Annotated in this window: 14 protein-coding genes and 1 pseudogene; 12 read left to right on the top strand and 3 right to left on the bottom strand. The window is 49.4% G+C overall.

Annotation, left to right across the window (positions count from 1 at the left end; genetic code table 11):
• The 9 genes and pseudogenes from ACFWUB_RS03725 to ACFWUB_RS03685 all read left to right on the top strand — a co-directional run bounded on the left by ACFWUB_RS03725 (window position 1) and on the right by ACFWUB_RS03685 (window position 9,878).
• Window positions 1-3,048, top strand: coding sequence for a type III restriction-modification system endonuclease (locus ACFWUB_RS03725; RefSeq protein WP_416184249.1), 3,048 nt, complete (start codon window positions 1-3; stop codon window positions 3,046-3,048).
• Window positions 3,049-3,058: 10 nt separating this feature from the next.
• Window positions 3,059-3,967 (top strand): GIY-YIG nuclease family protein, encoded by a 909-nt coding sequence (locus tag ACFWUB_RS03720; protein ID WP_416184248.1) that lies wholly within the window; start codon window positions 3,059-3,061, stop codon window positions 3,965-3,967.
• Window positions 3,968-3,984: 17 nt separating this feature from the next.
• Window positions 3,985-4,200 carry a transposase domain-containing protein gene (locus ACFWUB_RS03715; RefSeq protein WP_416184382.1) on the top strand — a complete coding sequence of 72 codons (216 nt, stop codon included), beginning with the start codon at window positions 3,985-3,987 and terminating at the stop codon, window positions 4,198-4,200.
• Window positions 4,201-4,370: 170 nt separating this feature from the next.
• A complete protein-coding gene (gene tnpA / locus ACFWUB_RS03710; RefSeq protein ID WP_292282491.1) occupies window positions 4,371-4,718 on the top strand; it encodes an IS66 family insertion sequence element accessory protein TnpA in 348 nt (115 codons plus the stop codon).
• Window positions 4,718-5,071, top strand: a complete 354-nt coding sequence (tnpB, locus tag ACFWUB_RS03705; protein ID WP_020311937.1) for an IS66 family insertion sequence element accessory protein TnpB — start codon at window positions 4,718-4,720, stop codon at window positions 5,069-5,071. Before tnpA ends, tnpB begins: the two co-directional genes overlap by 1 nt.
• 113 nt (window positions 5,072-5,184) lie before the next feature.
• A pseudogene (gene tnpC / locus ACFWUB_RS03700) lies at window positions 5,185-6,722 on the top strand (IS66 family transposase).
• A 638-nt stretch (window positions 6,723-7,360) separates the two neighbouring features.
• Entirely contained in the window at window positions 7,361-7,729 is a 369-nt protein-coding gene (locus ACFWUB_RS03695; protein WP_416184247.1) for a hypothetical protein, read from the top strand.
• A gap of 68 nt (window positions 7,730-7,797) precedes the next feature.
• A complete protein-coding gene (locus tag ACFWUB_RS03690; RefSeq protein WP_416184190.1) occupies window positions 7,798-9,147 on the top strand; it encodes a transposase in 1,350 nt (449 codons plus the stop codon).
• A 53-nt stretch (window positions 9,148-9,200) separates the two neighbouring features.
• A complete protein-coding gene (locus tag ACFWUB_RS03685) occupies window positions 9,201-9,878 on the top strand; it encodes a Fic family protein (RefSeq protein ID WP_416184246.1) in 678 nt (225 codons plus the stop codon).
• Between the two features lie 47 nt (window positions 9,879-9,925).
• On the opposite strand, the gene ACFWUB_RS03680 is transcribed toward ACFWUB_RS03685, so the two are convergent.
• A complete protein-coding gene (locus tag ACFWUB_RS03680) occupies window positions 9,926-10,129 on the bottom strand; it encodes a type II toxin-antitoxin system MqsA family antitoxin (RefSeq protein ID WP_416184245.1) in 204 nt (67 codons plus the stop codon).
• 1,545 nt (window positions 10,130-11,674) lie between these two features.
• On the opposite strand from ACFWUB_RS03680, the gene ACFWUB_RS03675 reads away from it, so the two are divergent.
• The gene (locus ACFWUB_RS03675; RefSeq protein ID WP_292108150.1) at window positions 11,675-13,603 is read left to right on the top strand and encodes an ABC-F family ATP-binding cassette domain-containing protein; all 1,929 of its coding nucleotides are present in this window, start codon (window positions 11,675-11,677) and stop codon (window positions 13,601-13,603) included.
• Between the two features lie 102 nt (window positions 13,604-13,705).
• On the opposite strand, the gene ACFWUB_RS03670 is transcribed toward ACFWUB_RS03675, so the two are convergent.
• On the bottom strand, window positions 13,706-14,962 hold the full coding sequence (locus tag ACFWUB_RS03670; RefSeq protein WP_416184244.1) for an RNA-guided endonuclease InsQ/TnpB family protein: 1,257 nt from the start codon (window positions 14,960-14,962) through the stop codon (window positions 13,706-13,708).
• 386 nt (window positions 14,963-15,348) lie between these two features.
• Here ACFWUB_RS03670 and ACFWUB_RS03665 point away from each other — a divergent pair, with 386 nt between their 5' ends.
• Window positions 15,349-16,758: an FAD-binding oxidoreductase gene (locus tag ACFWUB_RS03665; protein ID WP_020311891.1), complete on the top strand. Its 1,410-nt coding sequence runs from the start codon at window positions 15,349-15,351 to the stop codon at window positions 16,756-16,758.
• Window positions 16,759-16,891: 133 nt separating this feature from the next.
• The gene (locus ACFWUB_RS03660; RefSeq protein ID WP_232501472.1) at window positions 16,892-17,155 is read left to right on the top strand and encodes a helix-turn-helix domain-containing protein; all 264 of its coding nucleotides are present in this window, start codon (window positions 16,892-16,894) and stop codon (window positions 17,153-17,155) included.
• Between the two features lie 119 nt (window positions 17,156-17,274).
• Here the strand turns inward: ACFWUB_RS03660 and ychF are convergent, their stop codons facing one another.
• A complete protein-coding gene (ychF, locus tag ACFWUB_RS03655) occupies window positions 17,275-18,381 on the bottom strand; it encodes a redox-regulated ATPase YchF (RefSeq protein ID WP_020310654.1) in 1,107 nt (368 codons plus the stop codon).
• Between the last annotated feature and the right edge of the window lie 13 nt (window positions 18,382-18,394).

The following is an 18,394-nucleotide window of genomic DNA, read 5'->3' as shown; positions in this document are numbered from 1 at the left end:
ATGAAGCTGCAATTCAAGCATCAGAAGTTTCAGGCTGACGCCGCCAAAGCCGTCGTGGATGTTTTTGCCGGGCAGCCATACCTCACGCCCACCTACATGATGGACAGAGGAACCGGAATCTATCAGCCCGGCATAAACGAGGACGATGACTTCACGGGCTGGTCGAACGCAAAGATCGTGCCAGAACTGTCCGACGGACAGATACTTGAGCATATCCGGAAGATCCAGCGTGATGGGCAGATCGAGCCTTCCCAGAAGCTCGAAGGCAAATACAACCTGACCATCGAGATGGAGACCGGCGTCGGAAAAACCTATACCTACATCAAGACCATGTACGAGCTGAATAAGGCCTACGGTTGGACGAAGTTCATCGTGGTCGTGCCGTCTATCGCCATCCGCGAGGGCGTTTACAAGTCGTTTCAGGTGACGCAGGACCACTTTGCCGAGGAATACGGGAAGAAGATACGCTTTTTCATCTACAACTCCTCTCAGCTTACTGAGATAGATCGTTTTGCCTCGGACAGCTCCATCAATGTGATGATTATCAACTCGCAGGCGTTTAACGCCCGCGGAAAGGATGCGCGACGCATTTACATGAAGCTCGACGAGTTCCGTTCCCGCCGACCGATTGATATCATCGCCAAGACGAATCCGGTTCTGATTATCGACGAACCACAGTCTGTCGAAGGCAAGCAGACGAAGGAACGTTTGAAGGAATTCCATCCGCTTCTGACACTGCGTTATTCTGCCACACCGAGGGAGTACTACAACCTGATTTATCGTCTTGATGCGATGGATGCCTACAACAAGAAGCTCGTCAAGAAGATCGCTGTCAAGGGCATCACAGAAAGTGGTACAACAGCCACAGAAAGTTTCGTTTATCTGGAAGGGCTGAATTTGTCAAAGTCTGCACCTACTGCGACGATTCAATTCGATTGCAAGCGGGTCAAAGGAATCAAGCCAATGAGTGCCACAGTGACGGAAGGTTACAACCTCTTTGATCATTCCGGAGAACTGTCAGAGTATAGGAATGGCTTCGTTGTTAAGCACATCGATGGCAGAGACGACTCTATCGAGTTCCTCAACGGTATCAAACTGTATGCTGGAGATGTGATTGGGAAGGTCGACGAGAACCAGTTACGCCGCATTCAGATAAGGGAAACTATCCTCTCGCATATCGAACGCGAGCGTGAGCTGTTCAATAAGGGCATAAAGGTCCTTTCGCTGTTTTTCATTGACGAAGTAGATCACTACCGGATTTATGATAAGAACGGACAGCCTCAGAACGGTATCTTTGCCGACATGTTCGAGCAGGAATATGCGGATGTGGTCAAGAATATGCAACGGGAGTTTGAAGATGATGAATATATAAAGTATCTGGATTCAATTCCTGTAGAAAAGACTCATGCAGGATATTTTTCAATTGATAAAAAAGGACATATGATTAATGGAAAAGTAAAGAAGAAAGAGAAAACTTCAGACGATATAGATGCCTACGATTTAATCATGAAGAACAAGGAATTGTTGCTTGACCGCGATCCGAAGCGTTCGCCCGTACGATTCATTTTCTCTCATTCTGCGCTGCGAGAAGGATGGGACAATCCGAACGTCTTTCAGATTTGTACACTGAAATCGTCAAGCAGTGAGGTTCGCAAACGTCAGGAAGTAGGACGCGGCATGCGTCTTGCCGTTAATCAGGATGGCGAGCGTCAGGATGCAAGCGTTCTTGGAAATGATGTACAGAACGTTAATGTGCTGACCGTAATTGCGTCTGAAAGTTACGAGAGCTTTGCCAAGGGACTCCAGTCTGAGATTGCCGAGGATATCGCAGACCGTCCTCGTGCTGTTACCAGAGACCTGTTCTTGAACCGTGTTGTCACGGGCGATCACGGCAACGAGATGGTTATCGATTCCGATACGGCATCGGCAATCATGTACGAAATGACCGTGAACCGCTATGTTGACCGCAAAGGGGTCCTCACAGACAAGTACTACGAGGACAAGGCAAACGGCGAGCTCAAGATGGCCGAGGAGGTCAATGGTTTTGAAGCCGCCGTTGTGGACATCATTGATTCTATCTACGATCCGAAGGCAATGACGCCTGAGAATGCCCGCAGCAACAACGTGGAACTGCAGGTCGACGAAGAGAAGCTTAACAGCAAGGAGTTCAAAGCACTCTGGTCGCGGATCAACGCAAAGTCCGTCTACGTGGTGGATTTCGATACGGACGAGCTTGTCCGCAAATCTATCGCAGCACTCGACAGCAGACTGCGCGTGGCGCAGATCTACTTCAAAGTCGAATCCGGCTCGATGGTTGAAATACAGTCCAAAGAGCAGCTGCGGTCTGGTGCGGCGTTTGTCCGGGATTCGTCTTCTACAATCGGCACCAAGCAGGCCATAGTCGCCAGCAAGAGCGTTACATATGACCTTGTTGGAAGAATCGTTGAATCCACCGGGCTTACCCGGAAGGCTGTCATTCAGATCCTCACCGGAATTAATAAGGCTACGTTCGACCAGTTCAAATACAATCCTGAGGAGTTTATCCTCAAGGCATCGCAACTGATTAATGACGAGAAGGCTACGGCAATCATCGAGCACATCACCTACAGCGTGATGGACGACCACTACGGCACGGACGTCTTCACCGAGCCTACCATCAAGGGCAAGCTCGGCACGAACGCCATGAAGGCAAAGAAGCATCTGTACGACCACATTGTCTACGATTCGACGAACGAGCGCGACTTCGCCACAGAGCTTGATACAAACACGGATGTGGCGGTCTACGTAAAGCTGCCGGACGGATTCTACATCTCCACTCCGGTCGGCCACTACAATCCTGACTGGGCGATTGCCTTCTATGAAGGAAGCGTCAAGCACATCTACTTCGTTGCGGAGACGAAAGGCTCCATGTCTTCGATGCAGCTACGGCTGATTGAGGAGTCGAAGATCCACTGCGCCCGAGAGCACTTCAAGGCAATCTCCAGCGACAATGTTGTCTACGACGTAGTAGACAGCTATAAATCATTGATGGACAAGGTAATGAAGTGAGGGGTTTGATATGGCAGCGCATGGAAAGAATATACAGTTGTATTTGATGGACGGAGATGCCAGTGGACGTATTAAGTGCTCCCTTGTTAACTGGACCGGTGTGGCATACAAAATCCCTCGGACTGAGCTGGATAAGTGCAAGGATCGTGAGGACCTTAAGCAGAGCGGCGTGTACTTCCTTTTCGGAAAATCTGATGAAACTGAAAAGGAAGTAGTCTACATCGGGCAGGCAGGCGCACGTAAAAATGGTGAAGGTATTCTGAATCGTTTGATGGAGCACAAGCGCAATCCAGAGAAGGACTATTGGACGGAGGCAGTTGTATTCACTACTTCCAACAATTCATTAGGACCGACAGAGATAAGCTACCTTGAAAATCGATTTTGTAATCTCGCTATTGAAGCAAACCGTTATGAAGTGAAAAACGGCAATGATCCGAACCACGGGAATACTACCGAGGAGAAAGAAAGTGAGATGGAGGAATTCATCGACTATGCAAAAGTAATCATGGGGACGCTTGGGTACAAGGTATTTGAGCCCGTCAAAAAGCCAGCTGCCCAGAAATCAGACAATACGACGGCCACTGTCAGTGATGAAATCGCAAATCTTCATTTGGAGCGCACAATAAAGAACGTCGGTAAAGTCGAAGCCAACGGATCACAGACTTCAGAAGGATTTGTGGTTTTCAAGAACAGCCATATAGCAACTGTCGATGATGACACGATTCCGAATGTAATAAAAGAACGCCGGAAGAACGCATCCGTTGATGAGGAGGGAATTCTTCAGGAGGACATGCTGTTCACGAGTCCATCTTATGCAGCAATGTTTGTTATCGGTAAGAGCGCTAATGGACTTACAAGTTGGAAGAATGAACACGGAAAGACACTCAAGGCTCTCGAATCTTCCGACAGCGTCGATTAAACGTAAGCGGAAAATAAATCGGCGGATTTCATCTCCTGGCTGTTTGTGAGACAATAGGTTCATCAATCGTTTACAGCCTGATCGAAACAGCCAAAGCCAACAACCTGGATTCCGAACGGTATCTGAAATACCTCTTTGAACAGCTGCCAAATACGGCAAACTTCAAAAATGCCGAAACCTTGGCTCAGTACTTGCCCTGGGCAGTCAAGGTCCAGGAGAAGTGCAAAGTGTAAATAAACTTAAAGCCCCAGATTTATGGTAAGCGGAAAATAAATCGGTGGATTTAATCTCCTGGCTGTTTGTGAGACAATAGGCTCATCAAACAGGATGAATTAGACCAATTAGAGTTTCTCCCATTTTGTCTAAAAACTCTAATTTATCCTATTCAGTAAGGAGGATGTTTTTGGATACTCAAAAAATTACACACGAAATAAGAATGAAACACTGGATGCAGATCATCGCGCAGCGCCAGCAGAGTGGCTTAACGGTGAAGGAATTCTGTGCGCAGCAGGATATCCCTATCAAGCAGTATTACTACTGGCAACATAAACTCCGTATTCGTTTCGCACCGGCACAGGCGCCGGAAACTAAAAAGGAAGAAGTCCCCACACTAGTCCCTCTTTCGGCGGCGATTCCCGTTCAGGATTCCCTTATCGTGCAGTGTGGTGCGTTTTCCCTGGAAGTGACGGAGCATACTTCTGAAAGACTGCTGCAAAAGACGCTGCAGCTACTGCAGAAGGTGAATGCTTGATGGATTTGCATATTTCAGCAGAACATGTCTTCATCGCCTGTGGCTATACGGACATGCGCAAGTCCATTGACGGGCTCAGTGCCATCATCGCCCAGCAGTTCCAGATGGATCCGTTTCAGCTTTCTCTTTTCCTGTTTTGCGGCCGTCGCCGGGACCGGTTCAAGGCCCTGCTCTGGCAGGGTGATGGTTTCCTGCTCCTCTACAAACGCTTGGAAAAAGGAAGGCTGCAGTGGCCAAGGACACCTGATGAAGTCCGGGAACTCACACCACAGCAGTACCGCTGGCTCATGGAGGGGCTGTCTGTTGAACAGCCTCGGGCCGTGCAAAAGATTACGCCGAAAACGGTTTTGTAAAATAGCCGAAACACTGCATAAACGCTAGGGTTTTCGGCTGTTTTATGGTATAATAGATTTATCACAAATCCGTAAGATTGAGGTGCCGTATGACAGATATCCGTGAACAGGAAATGCAGGGGAAAATCGATGAACTGACCGCGCAGAAAGCGTCTCTGAAAGCAGAGAACAAACAGCTGCGCAAGCAGGTCGAATGGCTGCGCAAGGCTCAGTTTGGCCGCAAGTCGGAAACCAAGAAAGTCGTGTACCCGGAAGAACAGATGAGCCTGTTCAATGAAGCAGAAACAGAAGCGAAACCCAGCGCTCCGGAACCGGAAATTTCGGTCAAGCCGCACAAACGCAAGAAAAAGGTCGGCCATCGTGAAGAATTACTGGCCAAACTGCCTCATCAGAAAATTGTCGTCGAACCGGAAACGACGGTCTGCCCGGAATGTGGCAGCACACTTTCGCCGGTAGGCGAAGAATTCATTCGTTCGGAAGTCGTCTACATCGCAGCCCGCGTGGAAGTGAAAGATTTCTATCGTAAAAGCTATGAATGCCGCGAATGCCGCAAGCAGGGACAGCCTACGATGCTGAAAGCAGCCATGCCCCAGCCGGTCATCCCGCATTCCATCACCTCGCCATCGGTGGTCGCCCATGTCATGATGCAGAAATACGGCTATGCCATGCCGCTGTACCGACAGGAAAGCGAATGGAAACACATCGGCCTGGCCTTTTCCCGGGCCAATCTTGCCAATTGGATCATCATCGCATCCAATGAATGGCTGATGCCCATCTATGACCGGATGCATGAGTTGTTATTAGAGGAACGCTGTCTCCATGTTGATGAAACCCCGGTGCAGGTACATCACGAAAAGGACCGCAAGAATAAGAGCAAGTCGTACATGTGGGTCTATACCAGTACGGCTTTGAACCCTCAGCGGCATATCCGTTTGTTTGAATATGCGCCGACGCGCAGCGCCCATTGTGCAGAAACCTTCCTGGAAGGCTTTGCAGGCTACCTGCTGACGGACGACTACGTCGGCTACAACCGCGTAGAAACGGCTGTCCATTGTCTTTGCTGGGCCCATGCCCGACGGAAATTCGTCGATGCCGCCCCGGCTTATGCCAAGGAAACTGACGGGTTCGGGGACTCTTTGGTCAAAAAAGTATCGATCAGATTGGTGACCTATTTAAAAAAGAAAAAGAATATAAAGCACTCTCGCCAAAAGAACGGTATGAACGACGCCTCGGGGAAGAAAAGCCTATCCTGAAGGCGCTCTTCGAGTGGGCAGAAGACAATGTTGACAAACTGCTGCCCAAATCGCCGCTGACAACGGCCATGAATTATCTCCTGTCGAACCGTGACGGGCTGACCTGTTACCTCAAAGACGGACACTGTGACATTTCCAACAACACCGCGGAAAACAGCATCCGACCTTTCACCGTTGGGCGGAAAAACTGGCTTTTCAGTAACAGCCCCAAAGGAGCCAAAGCCAGTGCCATCGTCTACAGCCTGATTGAAACAGCCAAAGCCAACGGCTTGGACCCCGAACGGTATCTGAAATACCTTTTTGAAAAGCTGCCGAATACAGCAAACTTCAAAGATACCGAAACCTTGGATCAATACCTGCCTTGGGCAACAAAGCCCCAGGAAAAGTGCAAAGAATAAATAGAATCAAAGCCCTAGACTTATGAAAAAAGGATAGCATAAGTCTGGGGCTTTTTCTATACACTGATTTATTTTCCGCTTACTTTTATCCGTGCTTACTGTACTAATTATATGAAATGATGTCATCTCATTCGCTCTAAATGGCATAACTAACCCATTCTTGTTTTTCGATTTTAATTGGAGTTTCTATACTATGGATGGCATGCAAGAGGTCAGGAGTTCGATCCTCCTTATCTCCACCATAAAGAATACGATAACCACGCGGTTTATGAGCCGCGTGGTTATTTTTTTACGGCCTGCTACCTGCGAACAGCGGCCTGCGTTCATTTTTCATCGCTTCTATGCGATATCGTAGGGGACGTCCTGTTAAGGCGTCCCGCGTGAATCCTGTAGACAGCCGGAATTTATGACAGATGATACGCGGTCGCAATCAAATAATGAATTTGACGCGGCAAAGCCGCATCTGAGTCCGATTAGATATGACGATTCATCAAGGGAAGTCAATAGTTTGGAGTAGGCAGCTTTACCAATAAGCAGAGCGCGTTTTCCTTCAGATTTATGACAATGGATTCCCTTAATCCATTGACCATTCCCTTATTTTTATATAGAATTTAAGGGAATAGATGGGAGGTAAGGGAATGAGATCATTCAATTATTCAAAAATCCGAGATAACAAATGGGATTCTGAGTTGTTGGGATTGATTGCAGCTATTTATAAGGAAATGGGGAAACAGGAACTCTATTTGAAACAGCGGCCGGAAGAGTTAGAAAAACTGGTTGAGATTGCTAAAATCCAGAGTACAGAAGCATCGAATGCTATTGAAGGCATTGTTACTACGAATACGCGTATCCGGCAGCTTGTTGAAGAAAAAACGACGCCTAGAAACCGCGACGAACAAGAAATTGCGGGTTATCGGGATGTGTTGGAAATCATCCACGAAAACTTTGATGCAATCCCGATTACACGGAATTATATTCCAGCAGTTTACAACTTTTTGAACAAATAAATATCGCGTAACCACACTTTGAAGTATAATGAATCTGCTAAAACACATCATCTCAAAGGAGTTACGCGATGAATTCATTATACCTCGAAAATTCGATTATTGGTAGTCTGTTTCGTTTCTTTTCTCCATATTTTTCTACGGCGACACGGCCAACGCGATTCCTACTGACCTGGTTGGTCATCGCTCAGGTAGCCTTGCAGGCCTTCCCATCTCTTCGCTTTCTTCATCGGAATTTTTTGTCCCAGGTGACGCATCGCTGCTTAAATAGTTATTACCGGGCGCTTCAGAACGAAACGGTGACGAGCCATTCTCTCCGCCTGCAAACAGCACAATTGGCTTGCAGCCTGATTCCGGCGGCCTTACAGAATGAACCGGTCTTTCTCAGTGTCGATGATACGACGGTACCGAAATTCGGCAAGAAGTTCGATGCTGTTTCTCTGTTGCATGACCATGCCTGCCATACAGGCAAGCCTTACGTAAACGGTCATTGCTTCGTCAGTTTGACACTGAGTGTCCCTGTCCTGAACCAGCATGAAGGAAAAGCTCCGCTTATCCGCTATCTGGCGGTTCCCGTAGGGTACCGGATGTGGACGAAAGAGCAGACCAAACTTGAATTAGCTGGTGACCTCATCGAGGAGGTGATGCCCTTACTGAAAGACCGGCAGGTACTGTTGCTCTTTGACAGTTGGTACGCTAAAAGCTCGCTGATAGAACGGGCTTTGCAGTATCCCGGACTGGACATCATCTGTAATGTCCGCAGTGATTCGGCAATGTATGAACTACCGCCATTGCCTAACGGCAAGCCGGGACGCCCGAAAAAACGAGGAAAGCGGCTTCATCTGGATGATTTCAACTTGTCCTGGGATATGGATGGCATGCAGGTCGGCCATCGGATTGTTTTGACCCATATCTGCGGGAATCGCCGTATCCATGCTTATGTCAGCTACACTACATCTGGCTCCCGGCGGCTTTTCTTCAGCACCCTGAATCCCAGTGACCTGCATATGAGCTGCGCCTGGCAGGAACGAAAGATCCTACGGGACGCACCGGCAGAAGGCATGGACTATTATCCTTTGAAGCTGTACAAGCTGCGTTGGGCCATCGAAACCAACTACTATGAGCAGAAGGCCTTCTGGTCGCTGAATGCCTACCGGATTCGCCGCCAAAATGGTATTGAACATAGGGTGAACCTGGTAAACCTCGTTCACAGCAGCCTGAAAATGCTGCCGTATCTGGACAAGCATTTTGCGAAGTACCAAAACGCCAGTCCACAAGAGCTGCGAAGCCATATAAGCTGGCAAATACAGCGTGAAATATTTTTAGGCACTTTGGTCTCTAAAGCCCAAACCGCAAAAAATCCAACGGACTTAGTGCAGGCCTTGTGTAAACTGGTTTCGTCAACTTCCGAGGTAGCGTAAAAGTTGTAAAGTGCTGTTATATTCTTCAACTTCATAAAATTCTCTATAGCCATATGAATAATCCGGCAGCAGGCAAGACGAAGACGGTGCAGAATTATATTAGTGCCACTTATCCTGATGGGCATACGGAAACACTCTTTACACCACTTGCCCCGTATGAGACACCAGAGGCTCTGGATCGGCTGTGTGAAGCATATAATCGAGTTATCGGAAATTTTGAATTGGAACCGTTGTTGGCTGTTCCTATTTTTATTCATGATTTTCTTTGTATTCATCCATTTAATGACGGAAACGGACGAATGAGCCGGTTGCTGACTACACTGCTTCTGTACCAAAATGGCTTCTATGTAGGAAAGTACGTTTCTCTGGAAGCGAAAATTGCTAAAAATAAGGACTTGTATTATGAAGCCTTGGCCGCTTCACAAGACGGCTGGTATGAAGGCAAAGAGGATCCGGTACCGTTTATCAAATATCTCATCGGGACTATTTTGGCGGCATATAAGGATTTTGAAGATCGCTTTGCCTTGGTGGAAACAAAACGACCTGCCTTAGACACGGTACGACTGGCTGCGCAGAACAAAATTGGCCGTTTTACCAAGCAGGATATCTGGGAGCTTTGTCCATCACTTAGTGTCAGTTCAATAGAAGGGGCTTTGAGAAAATTGGTGGCTTCAGGTGAACTGAAACGAGAAGGACGGGGGAAAAGTATTCGTTATTATCGTTTGAAATAATCAATCTACCTGTGAATGAGGTGAACTGTGTGCCGTTTTTATACGTCTTAAAACCAATGGTTATATAAATTGTTTTTATCAAGAACTTGCTCGATACATTCTACAACGGAAGCAGAAAAGAATTCTTCTCCGCATTGAGTACATTTCTTACAAGGCACGTTCTCAATAATTACATAGCCAGAGGAAACCTGTGCAAAGTAAGTTGTCGTAGCATCGACCATCGTATCGGATTTACAAGCCAGACATCTCATAGTATCACCCCTTTTTTCGTACTATGGTTAGATAAGTCCATTATACTTGAAAATATAGTGATTACACTACTTGGCAGAAAGAAAAATACAAATCTCTATTCTGAAAAAACATGATAAGCACGCGGTTTATGAGCCGCGTGGTTATTTTTTTACGGCCTGCCACCTGCGAACAGCGGCCTGCGTTCATTTTTCATCGCTTCTATGCGATATCGTAGGGGACGTCCTGTTAAGGCGTCCCGCGTGAATCCTGTAGGCAGCCGGAATTTATGACAGATGATACGCGGTCGCAATCAAATAATGAATTTGACGCGACAAAGCCGCATCTGAGTCCGATTCAGCTAAATTATCTTCTATGGAGCGATTAGCTTGACGAAGATTAACTGATAACGGTATAATAAACGTGAAAGAGGTCCTGCCGATAGACGGTTGGTCCCCAAATAATGACTACAAAAGTAGCCGCTTACGAGTGGGATCGAGGGCGGCTATTTTTGTGTTCTATTTGAAGCGCATCCGATGGCATACCCAAGCGCGAAAGCACCTAAGCAGAGGCCGAGAATACCAATAAAAGTATCTACAGTCAGAAGCATACAAATCCCCTCCTTTCCCATGGATTGGAGGGTTCACACAAAATCCCTCCTTAGGAAGCAAGGGACCAACCGCCTACCGTTTTAGGCAGAACCTCGAAGTAGTATATCATAGGCATACCTTATCGTCTACCTTTGAGTGACTAGTACTAACAGAATAAGAACCACAAAAATAGTCGCTTACGATGGGGAGTCCTGGGCGGCTATTTTTGTTTTTTATCGTCTGTATGCGATGCCGTAGGGGCCGCCCAGAGCTATTCTGGCCCGTCAGATGCAGGAGACGATTTCCTGGATAGATGACAGCGGCGGGCGGCCCGCTACGCGCAGAGAGTTTCCCGAAGCGTCGTTGTCAGTTTGAGTTTATAGCGGCGAAGCCGTATCTGAATCCGAGAAAAGACCGTAGCTCGTTGTTCGTAAAGACCCGCCATCATACTCGGCTAGGCTGTGGCGAAATCTCTCTAGCGGGCTTCCCACGTGGAAGCCCCTACGAAACGGCCGCAGGCCGTGGATTTTTTTGCGGCCTGCTTATTATTTTCATCGCCTCTATGCGATACCGTAGGGGACGTCCTGTTAAGGCGTCCCGTGTGAATCCTGTACATAGCCGGAATTTATGACAAATGGGATGAATTTGACGCGGCAAAGCCGCATCTGAATCCGAGAAAAGGCCGTAGATGGTTGTTCGTAAAGCTCCGCCATCATACTCGGTTAGGCTGTGGCGAAATATCACAGCGGGCCGCCCTTTGGCCGGCCCCTACGCACAAGGCCGCAGGCCGTGTATTTTTTTGCGGCCTGCGGCCTGCCGCCTGCGACCGGCGTCTTATTATCATCGCCGTCTTGACGATGCTTGAGGATTGACGGTATAATAGATATGTGAAAATAGGCAGCCGCCCAAGATGGGGATCCGGGGCGGCTCTTTTTTTGTTTTGTCGTCAGTATGCCAGGGAGGGCAGGTATCATATAGATGGGTAGTATTAAAGTACAGAAATTGAGTAAGTCTTTTGGGGTACATACGGTATTCCATGATGTCAGTTTTGAAATCCGCCGGGGCGAACGGATCGGCCTCATCGGGGCCAATGGGGCCGGGAAGTCGACGCTGCTCAAGTGCCTCATGGGCGAAGAGGAGTATGATAACGGGGCGTTTGTCGTTTCCGAAGGCGAATCTATCGGCTATTTGCAGCAGGATATCACTTACGCCGACGACGTAACGTTGCGCCAGACGATTACCGAGGCCTGGCAGGATGTCATGAAGCTGGAAAAGGATTTGAAGGCTGTCGAAAAGGACATGCAGGCCCATCCCGACGATGAAGGCTTGATGAACCGCTATGCCCGCATGCAGGAACGGTTCGAGTGGCTCGGCGGCTATGAATACGAGTCGATGTCGCGGAAAATCGTCCAGGGCCTGGGCTTTTCAGAAGCCGATATGGATCGGCCGGTCCAGAGCTTTTCCGGCGGTCAGAAGACGCGCATCAACCTGGCCAAGGCTCTCGTCCGCCGGCCGGACTATTTGTTCCTCGACGAACCGACGAACCATCTCGACGTGGACATGCTGGAATGGCTGGAAAGCTATCTCTTGTCTTATGGCGGCGGCATCCTCATCGTATCCCATGACCGCTATTTCCTCGACCGCGTGGCGACGGGCATCCTCGAACTGTCCCACGGCAAGGTGACTAAGTACAAGGGAAATTATTCGCGCTACGTCGAGCAGCATGCCCAGCAGCAGAAAGCCCTGGAAAAAGCCTATAAGAAGCAGCAGGAGCACATCCACGAAACAGAAGAATATATCCGCAAGTACAAGGCCGGCATCAAGGCCAAGCAGGCCCGCGGCCGTCAGTCCCAGCTGGACCGGCTGGAACGCATCGAATGGCAGCCGGAAGATGAATCGCTGCATTTCAATTTCAAGCCTGTCGAAGAGTGCGGCCAGAAAGTCCTGGTCCTGGACAAGGTCAGCGGCGGTTTTGCCGACCGCCAGTTGTTCGACCATCTGTCGCTCCTCCTGCGCCGCGGCGAAGCAGCGTCCCTCATCGGCCCTAACGGGACGGGGAAGACGACGCTCATCCGCATGATCATGGGCGAAAAGGAACCGACAGACGGTCATATCACCTTGGGCAGCCGCGTCCATATCGGCTATTTTGCCCAGGAACACACGGACCTGCACGGAGCTTGGACGGTCCTCGATGAAATCATGAACGATTTCAGTTATGGCGAAGAAGAAGCCCGGTCCGTCCTGGGGCGCTTCATGTTCCGCGGCGACGATGTCTTCAAGGTCATCGACAGCCTCAGCGGTGGCGAACAGGCCCGGCTGGCCCTGTTGAAGCTCTTCCTGCAGGGGCCGAATTTCCTCATCCTCGACGAACCGACGAACCATCTCGACATCCCGACGCGGGAAGTCCTGGAACAGGCCTTGCTGGAATTCGGCGGGACCTATCTGGTCGTATCCCATGACCGCTATTTCCTCGACAAAATCACCCAGCGGACGCTGGTCCTGGAAAATAAGCAGCTCACGGAATACGTCGGCAATTACAGTTATTACCGGGAAAAGGTCCGCGAAGCCCAGGAAGCGGCAGAAAAGGCGGCAGCCGAAGGGCAAGGTTCCTCGCCGGCTCATGAAAAAGAAACCGCTCCGGCAGCCAAGAAGGCGGAACCACCAGCCGCTCAGGCCGTGAAGGCACCGGTTAAGGCTCCGGCGTATGGTCAGGCAGCCAAGCTGGAAAAAATCGAGATGAAGATTGCCGAACTGGAAGCGACCATCAAGATGTACGAAGTGCAGATGAACATGCCTCAGAATCAGACCGATGCCGACGCCATGATGGAATTGACGCGAGAATATGAAGCGGCCCAGGCTCAGCTCGATGAAGCCTATGAAAAATGGGAAGCCCTGTCGGAATCGTGACGCTGTCCGCACATGACAGATATGAAAAATAAATTTGAACCTCTCCCGCTTGTAGAAGCGGGAGATTCTTGAGAAGGTTGCTGTTTAAGTTTCCTCCTGAAATCAGGATAGCCTTATTCTCAAAGGGCTGTCCAAAAGCCCCTTACACAGTTCCTCAAAATCGAAGTTCTGCTTACTTTTACGAAGTATATTGGCGGCGCCGTTGATGTCGGCATTGGCCGTCCTGCCGTTGGCGAAACGGTACAGGCCGCGCCGGATTCGTTTCCCGCTGAACGTTCCTGTATAGGGGGCATCCGGCTGGTATACGGGAATGTCGTCCAAATCCAGGCAGCTGGCCTGAGAAGTATACGATTCTTCCTGTTCCAGATAGGTTATCCCATAGCGTTCACACAGCTGTTTCAAGGTACTACGCAGATAGCTCAGGCTGATTTGAGTGAAATGCTGATTCATCACTTTGCCCAGCTTTAGTCCTCGTTTGAAATCGCAATTATAGCCGCAGACAAGGATCCCTATCTGATGACTGATGCAAAAATCGAGGATATAGCGGGCTGTCTTGCGAAGGATGTCCTGCATCCGGAAATGGCGTTTCTTCGCTAACTGACAGAGCTGATTCGTCGTCTTCTGGCCCTGTTTGGCGGCAATGCTTTGGAGTCTGGCTTTGCGTTTGTTCCAATACTGGTTGATAGATTTGAGTTTACGACCGTCCATGAGGAACGACGTCCCCGTATTGGTAACGCAGGCGGCCAGATTGTCCAGGCCCAAGTCGATAGCCAGGACACGGTCTGACGAGGTTTTCACCGGTTCCGAGTCTTCTAGGTAGCAATACTGAATCTTGAAATACCGTCCGCCATACATGGGACAGATGCGGACTTCCTTGATTTTCTTCTCCTTCAGCCTGTCGGGAACAGGAATCCGAATCCGATGGCCGTTATGGGTTTTCGCATATTCCCGGCTCATCGGTACCGTCAGGAAGCCCTTTTTAATGTTGATGGCATTCGTCGATAAGACGAGAGGGAACCGTCCCCCTTTTTCACGATAGTGTGGCAGACGGACATCTTTCGACCGATAGTCACCGGATTTGACTTTATGCAGAAGACTGAAAAAAGAACGAAAACTACGGTCGGCCATCTTCAATATCTGCTGGGCAACACCGGCCTGCAACAAGCCATAGTTTTCATTTTTCTTGCAGATGGGGTAATTTTCTTCGTACTGCAAGAATTGCTGGGTATCGAAGTAATGCTGTCGAATCGTATAGACCGCTACGTTATACAAATTATTGCTATATTGGCACATTTCCCGGAGCATCGTATACTCTTGTTTCGACAAGCCGCGGATGACATTCGATTGCGTCAAGTACATTTGGGATTCACCTCCTCTGTTATCTACCATTATACCCTAGCCTAGGTGAAAAGGCTAAGACGGAAAAGACATAGGGGGGATTTCGCAGGCATCGAACCTGCGAAATTCATCGTTATTGATGCCCTACCTAAGAGAAAGGAGTCTTCTGGCGAAACTGGGATAAACTTTAGGACCAGAATAGCGTAAAACGTAAAACTTTACGTAACCATCCCGATGTGCAGTTTTAAAAAGCCCGTTTTCTTGATGAAATTTTTAAAAATATCAAGAAAACGGGCTTTACAAGTTTCTGCTACGTGGTATACTATGCTCAACTCCCATTCGGAGGATAAACTTATTATATCTTTAAAGCATACGGAAAGATTCCGATAGAAGGGAAGCGTTTATATATGGCAACACAGTTCAACCCGGTTACGCCGGAATTATTAGCAGAATTACGTCAGGTCGTCGGTGATAAATACGTCAAGACGGACGAAGATTATTTGGAAAGATACCAGACAGACGAAGAAGGGAACTCCCATTATTTCCATAAACCGGAAGTCGTCGTCTTCCCGGGCTCGACGGAAGAAGTGGCCGCTATCGTCAAATTGGCCAATAAGTACCTCGTTCCGATTACGCCGCGCTCGGCTGGTTCCGGTGTTGCCTGTGGTGCTATTCCTGTTTATCACGGCATGGTCGTCGAATTGGAACGGATGAATCAGATCCTCAAATTCGATGCCGACAATATGTATGCCGTCTGCCAGACTGGCGTCATCACTGGGGACTTGCAGCGTGAAGCTGCCAAACACGGCCTCCTCTATGCCGGGGACCCGTCCAGTGCCGACAGCAGCATGATCGGCGGCAACGTCGCCAACAATGCCGGCGGCAATAAAGCCGTTAAATACGGCACGACGCGCCATCAGATCTACAGCCTGAAAGTCGTTACGCCGACAGGGGACATCCTCGACGCCGGTGCCCGCCTCAAGAAGAGTTCTACCGGCCTCTGCCTGGAACAGCTCTTTGCCGGTTCCGAAGGCACGCTGGGCATCATTACGGAAGTCACGGTCAAACTCCGTCCCATGCCGCCGTATGCCTTCAATATGGTCTGCGTTTTCAAGACCGATGAAGAAGCCTTTGCCCTGCCCAATAAGATCCTCAAAGCCGGCATCGACCCGACGAGCATCGAATTTATGGACAATGAAGCCCTGCGCATGACCTGCAAATTCCTGGACATGAAAATGCCTCATGTCGACGAAGGCTGTGATTACGTCATCGTCACGGTCGAATCGTTCAGCGAAGACGACTCGGACCGCAAGATGGAACAGCTCTGCGACTTGGCGGAAGCCAACGGCTCGATCGACGAATTTGAAGCGGATAAACGGATTTGGACTCTGCGCAAGCAGTTCGCCGAAGCCGCCCGCGACGTTGACAAGATGTTCCAGACGGAAGACTTCGTCGTCCCCTTGGACAAGATTCCGGAAATCACCAAACAAATTCCGGAACTGCGCGAAAAATACGACCTCTACTGCGTCACGGTTGCTCACATCGGCGATGGTAACATCCACGTCCTGCCTCTGAATGCCAAAGGCTTGTCGCCGGAAGAATGGTTCCAGAAGATCAAGGCCTTCCATCGCGACCTCTTCCCGCGCGTCTATGCCCTGGGCGGCAAGATGTCCGGTGAACACGGCATTGGCTATAAGAAATTGGAAGAATTTGCCCTTTGCACACCGCAGGCGGAACTTAACGTCATTAAAGCCATCAAGAAGGCTTTGGACCCGAATAACATCATGAATCCTGGAAAATTAGTAGAAATCGGCTAATTATTTCATAGAGGGGAAGTCAAATTGCAAAGACGGCAACGATTATATTCATAATAATCGTTGCCGCCTTTTTATATATTTACTATAATAGAATCAAGGAATTTACTAATGTACTTATTATAGTCCTAGATCTATGAAAACAGGTGATGACATGAAATACTACAGCCGCTTAAAGACGCTTCGGTTGGAAGCAAGGCTTTCTCAGGCCGACGTGGCAAAAATCTTGAAGTGTTCACAAGTTGGATACGGCATGTATGAATTGGGGAAACGGAAGATCCCCGTAGAAAAGTTGATCCAGCTGGCAAGGCTGTACCACACCTCACTCGATTACATTGCCGGATTGACAGATGAACGGGAACCACGCCCAAAACATCGGGAGGACGATACTAGTTTGTAGTACGGAGTTTATAGTTTGTAGCAGATGGTTTTTAAATTTAAAACCCATCCGCTAACCCCTAACTGCTAGCCACTAACCACTTAAAAAGGCTTGTCGCATATGCGACAAGCCTTTTTTTCCTATACATTAAAGCGGAAGTATGTGACATCTCCGTCTTGCATGACGTAATCTTTCCCTTCCAGACGAACAAGGCCTTTTTCTTTGGCAGCCTGTTCGCTGCCGCAGGCGATGAGGTCGTCGTAGGAAACGATTTCGGCGCGGATGAAGCCGCGTTCGATGTCGGTGTGGATCTTACCGGCTGCTTTCTGGGCTTTCGTGCCGTTGACGATGGTCCAGGCGCGGACTTCGTCAGATCCGGCCGTGAAGAAGTTGATCAGACCCAACAGGGAATAGCTGGCTTTGATCAGCTTGTCCAGGCCCGATTCGGGCAGGCCCAGTTCTTCCAGGAAGACTTCGGCTTCGTCGTCCGGCAGTTCGGCGATTTCGGCTTCAATCTTGGCCGAGACGGCGACGACCTGAGCGCCTTCCTTGGCGGCGTATTCTTCGACGCGTTTGACGTTGGGGTTGGCATCGGGATTGCCTGCTTCGTCTTCTGCGACGTTGGCGATGTAGATGATCGGCTTCAAGGTCAGGAGGTTGAGTTCTTTGACCTGCGGCAGTTCATCTTTTGTCAGGCCGGCTTTGCGGGCCGGGTCGCCGTTTTCCAGGCAGGCCAGGACTTTTTTCAGGACGGCGTATTCGACTTTGGCGTCCTTGTCGCCACACTGAGCGACTTTGGCGATGCGGTCCGCCCGTTTCTGGGCCGATTCCAGGTCGGCCAGGCACAGTTCCGTATTGATCGTTTCGATGTCGCGGATCGGGTCGATGGAGCCGTCGACGTGGGTGATGTTCGAGTCTTCAAAGCAGCGGACGACTTCAGCGATGGCATCGGTTTCACGGATGTGGCTGAGGAACTTGTTGCCCAGGCCTTCGCCCTTGGAGGCACCGGCGACGAGGCCGGCGATATCGACGAAGCGCATGACAGCGGGAATTGTTTTTTTCGGTTTGTACATGTCGGTCAGGACCTGGATGCGTTTATCCGGGACTTCTACGACACCGACATTCGGTTCAATCGTGCAGAAGGGATAGTTTGCCGCTTCTGCGCCGGCCTTGGTAATCGCGTTGAACAGCGTGCTCTTACCGACATTCGGCAGGCCGACGATGCCTACTTCCAGATTGGTACTCAATGGTTAAACCACC

Source organism: Megasphaera sp., from assembly GCF_047831605.1.
In the GTDB taxonomy this organism is placed as follows: Bacteria; Bacillota; Negativicutes; order Veillonellales; family Megasphaeraceae; genus Megasphaera; species Megasphaera intestinihominis.
Note: the sequence above shows the minus strand (reverse complement) of the source record. Positions and strands in the feature narration are given on the sequence as shown.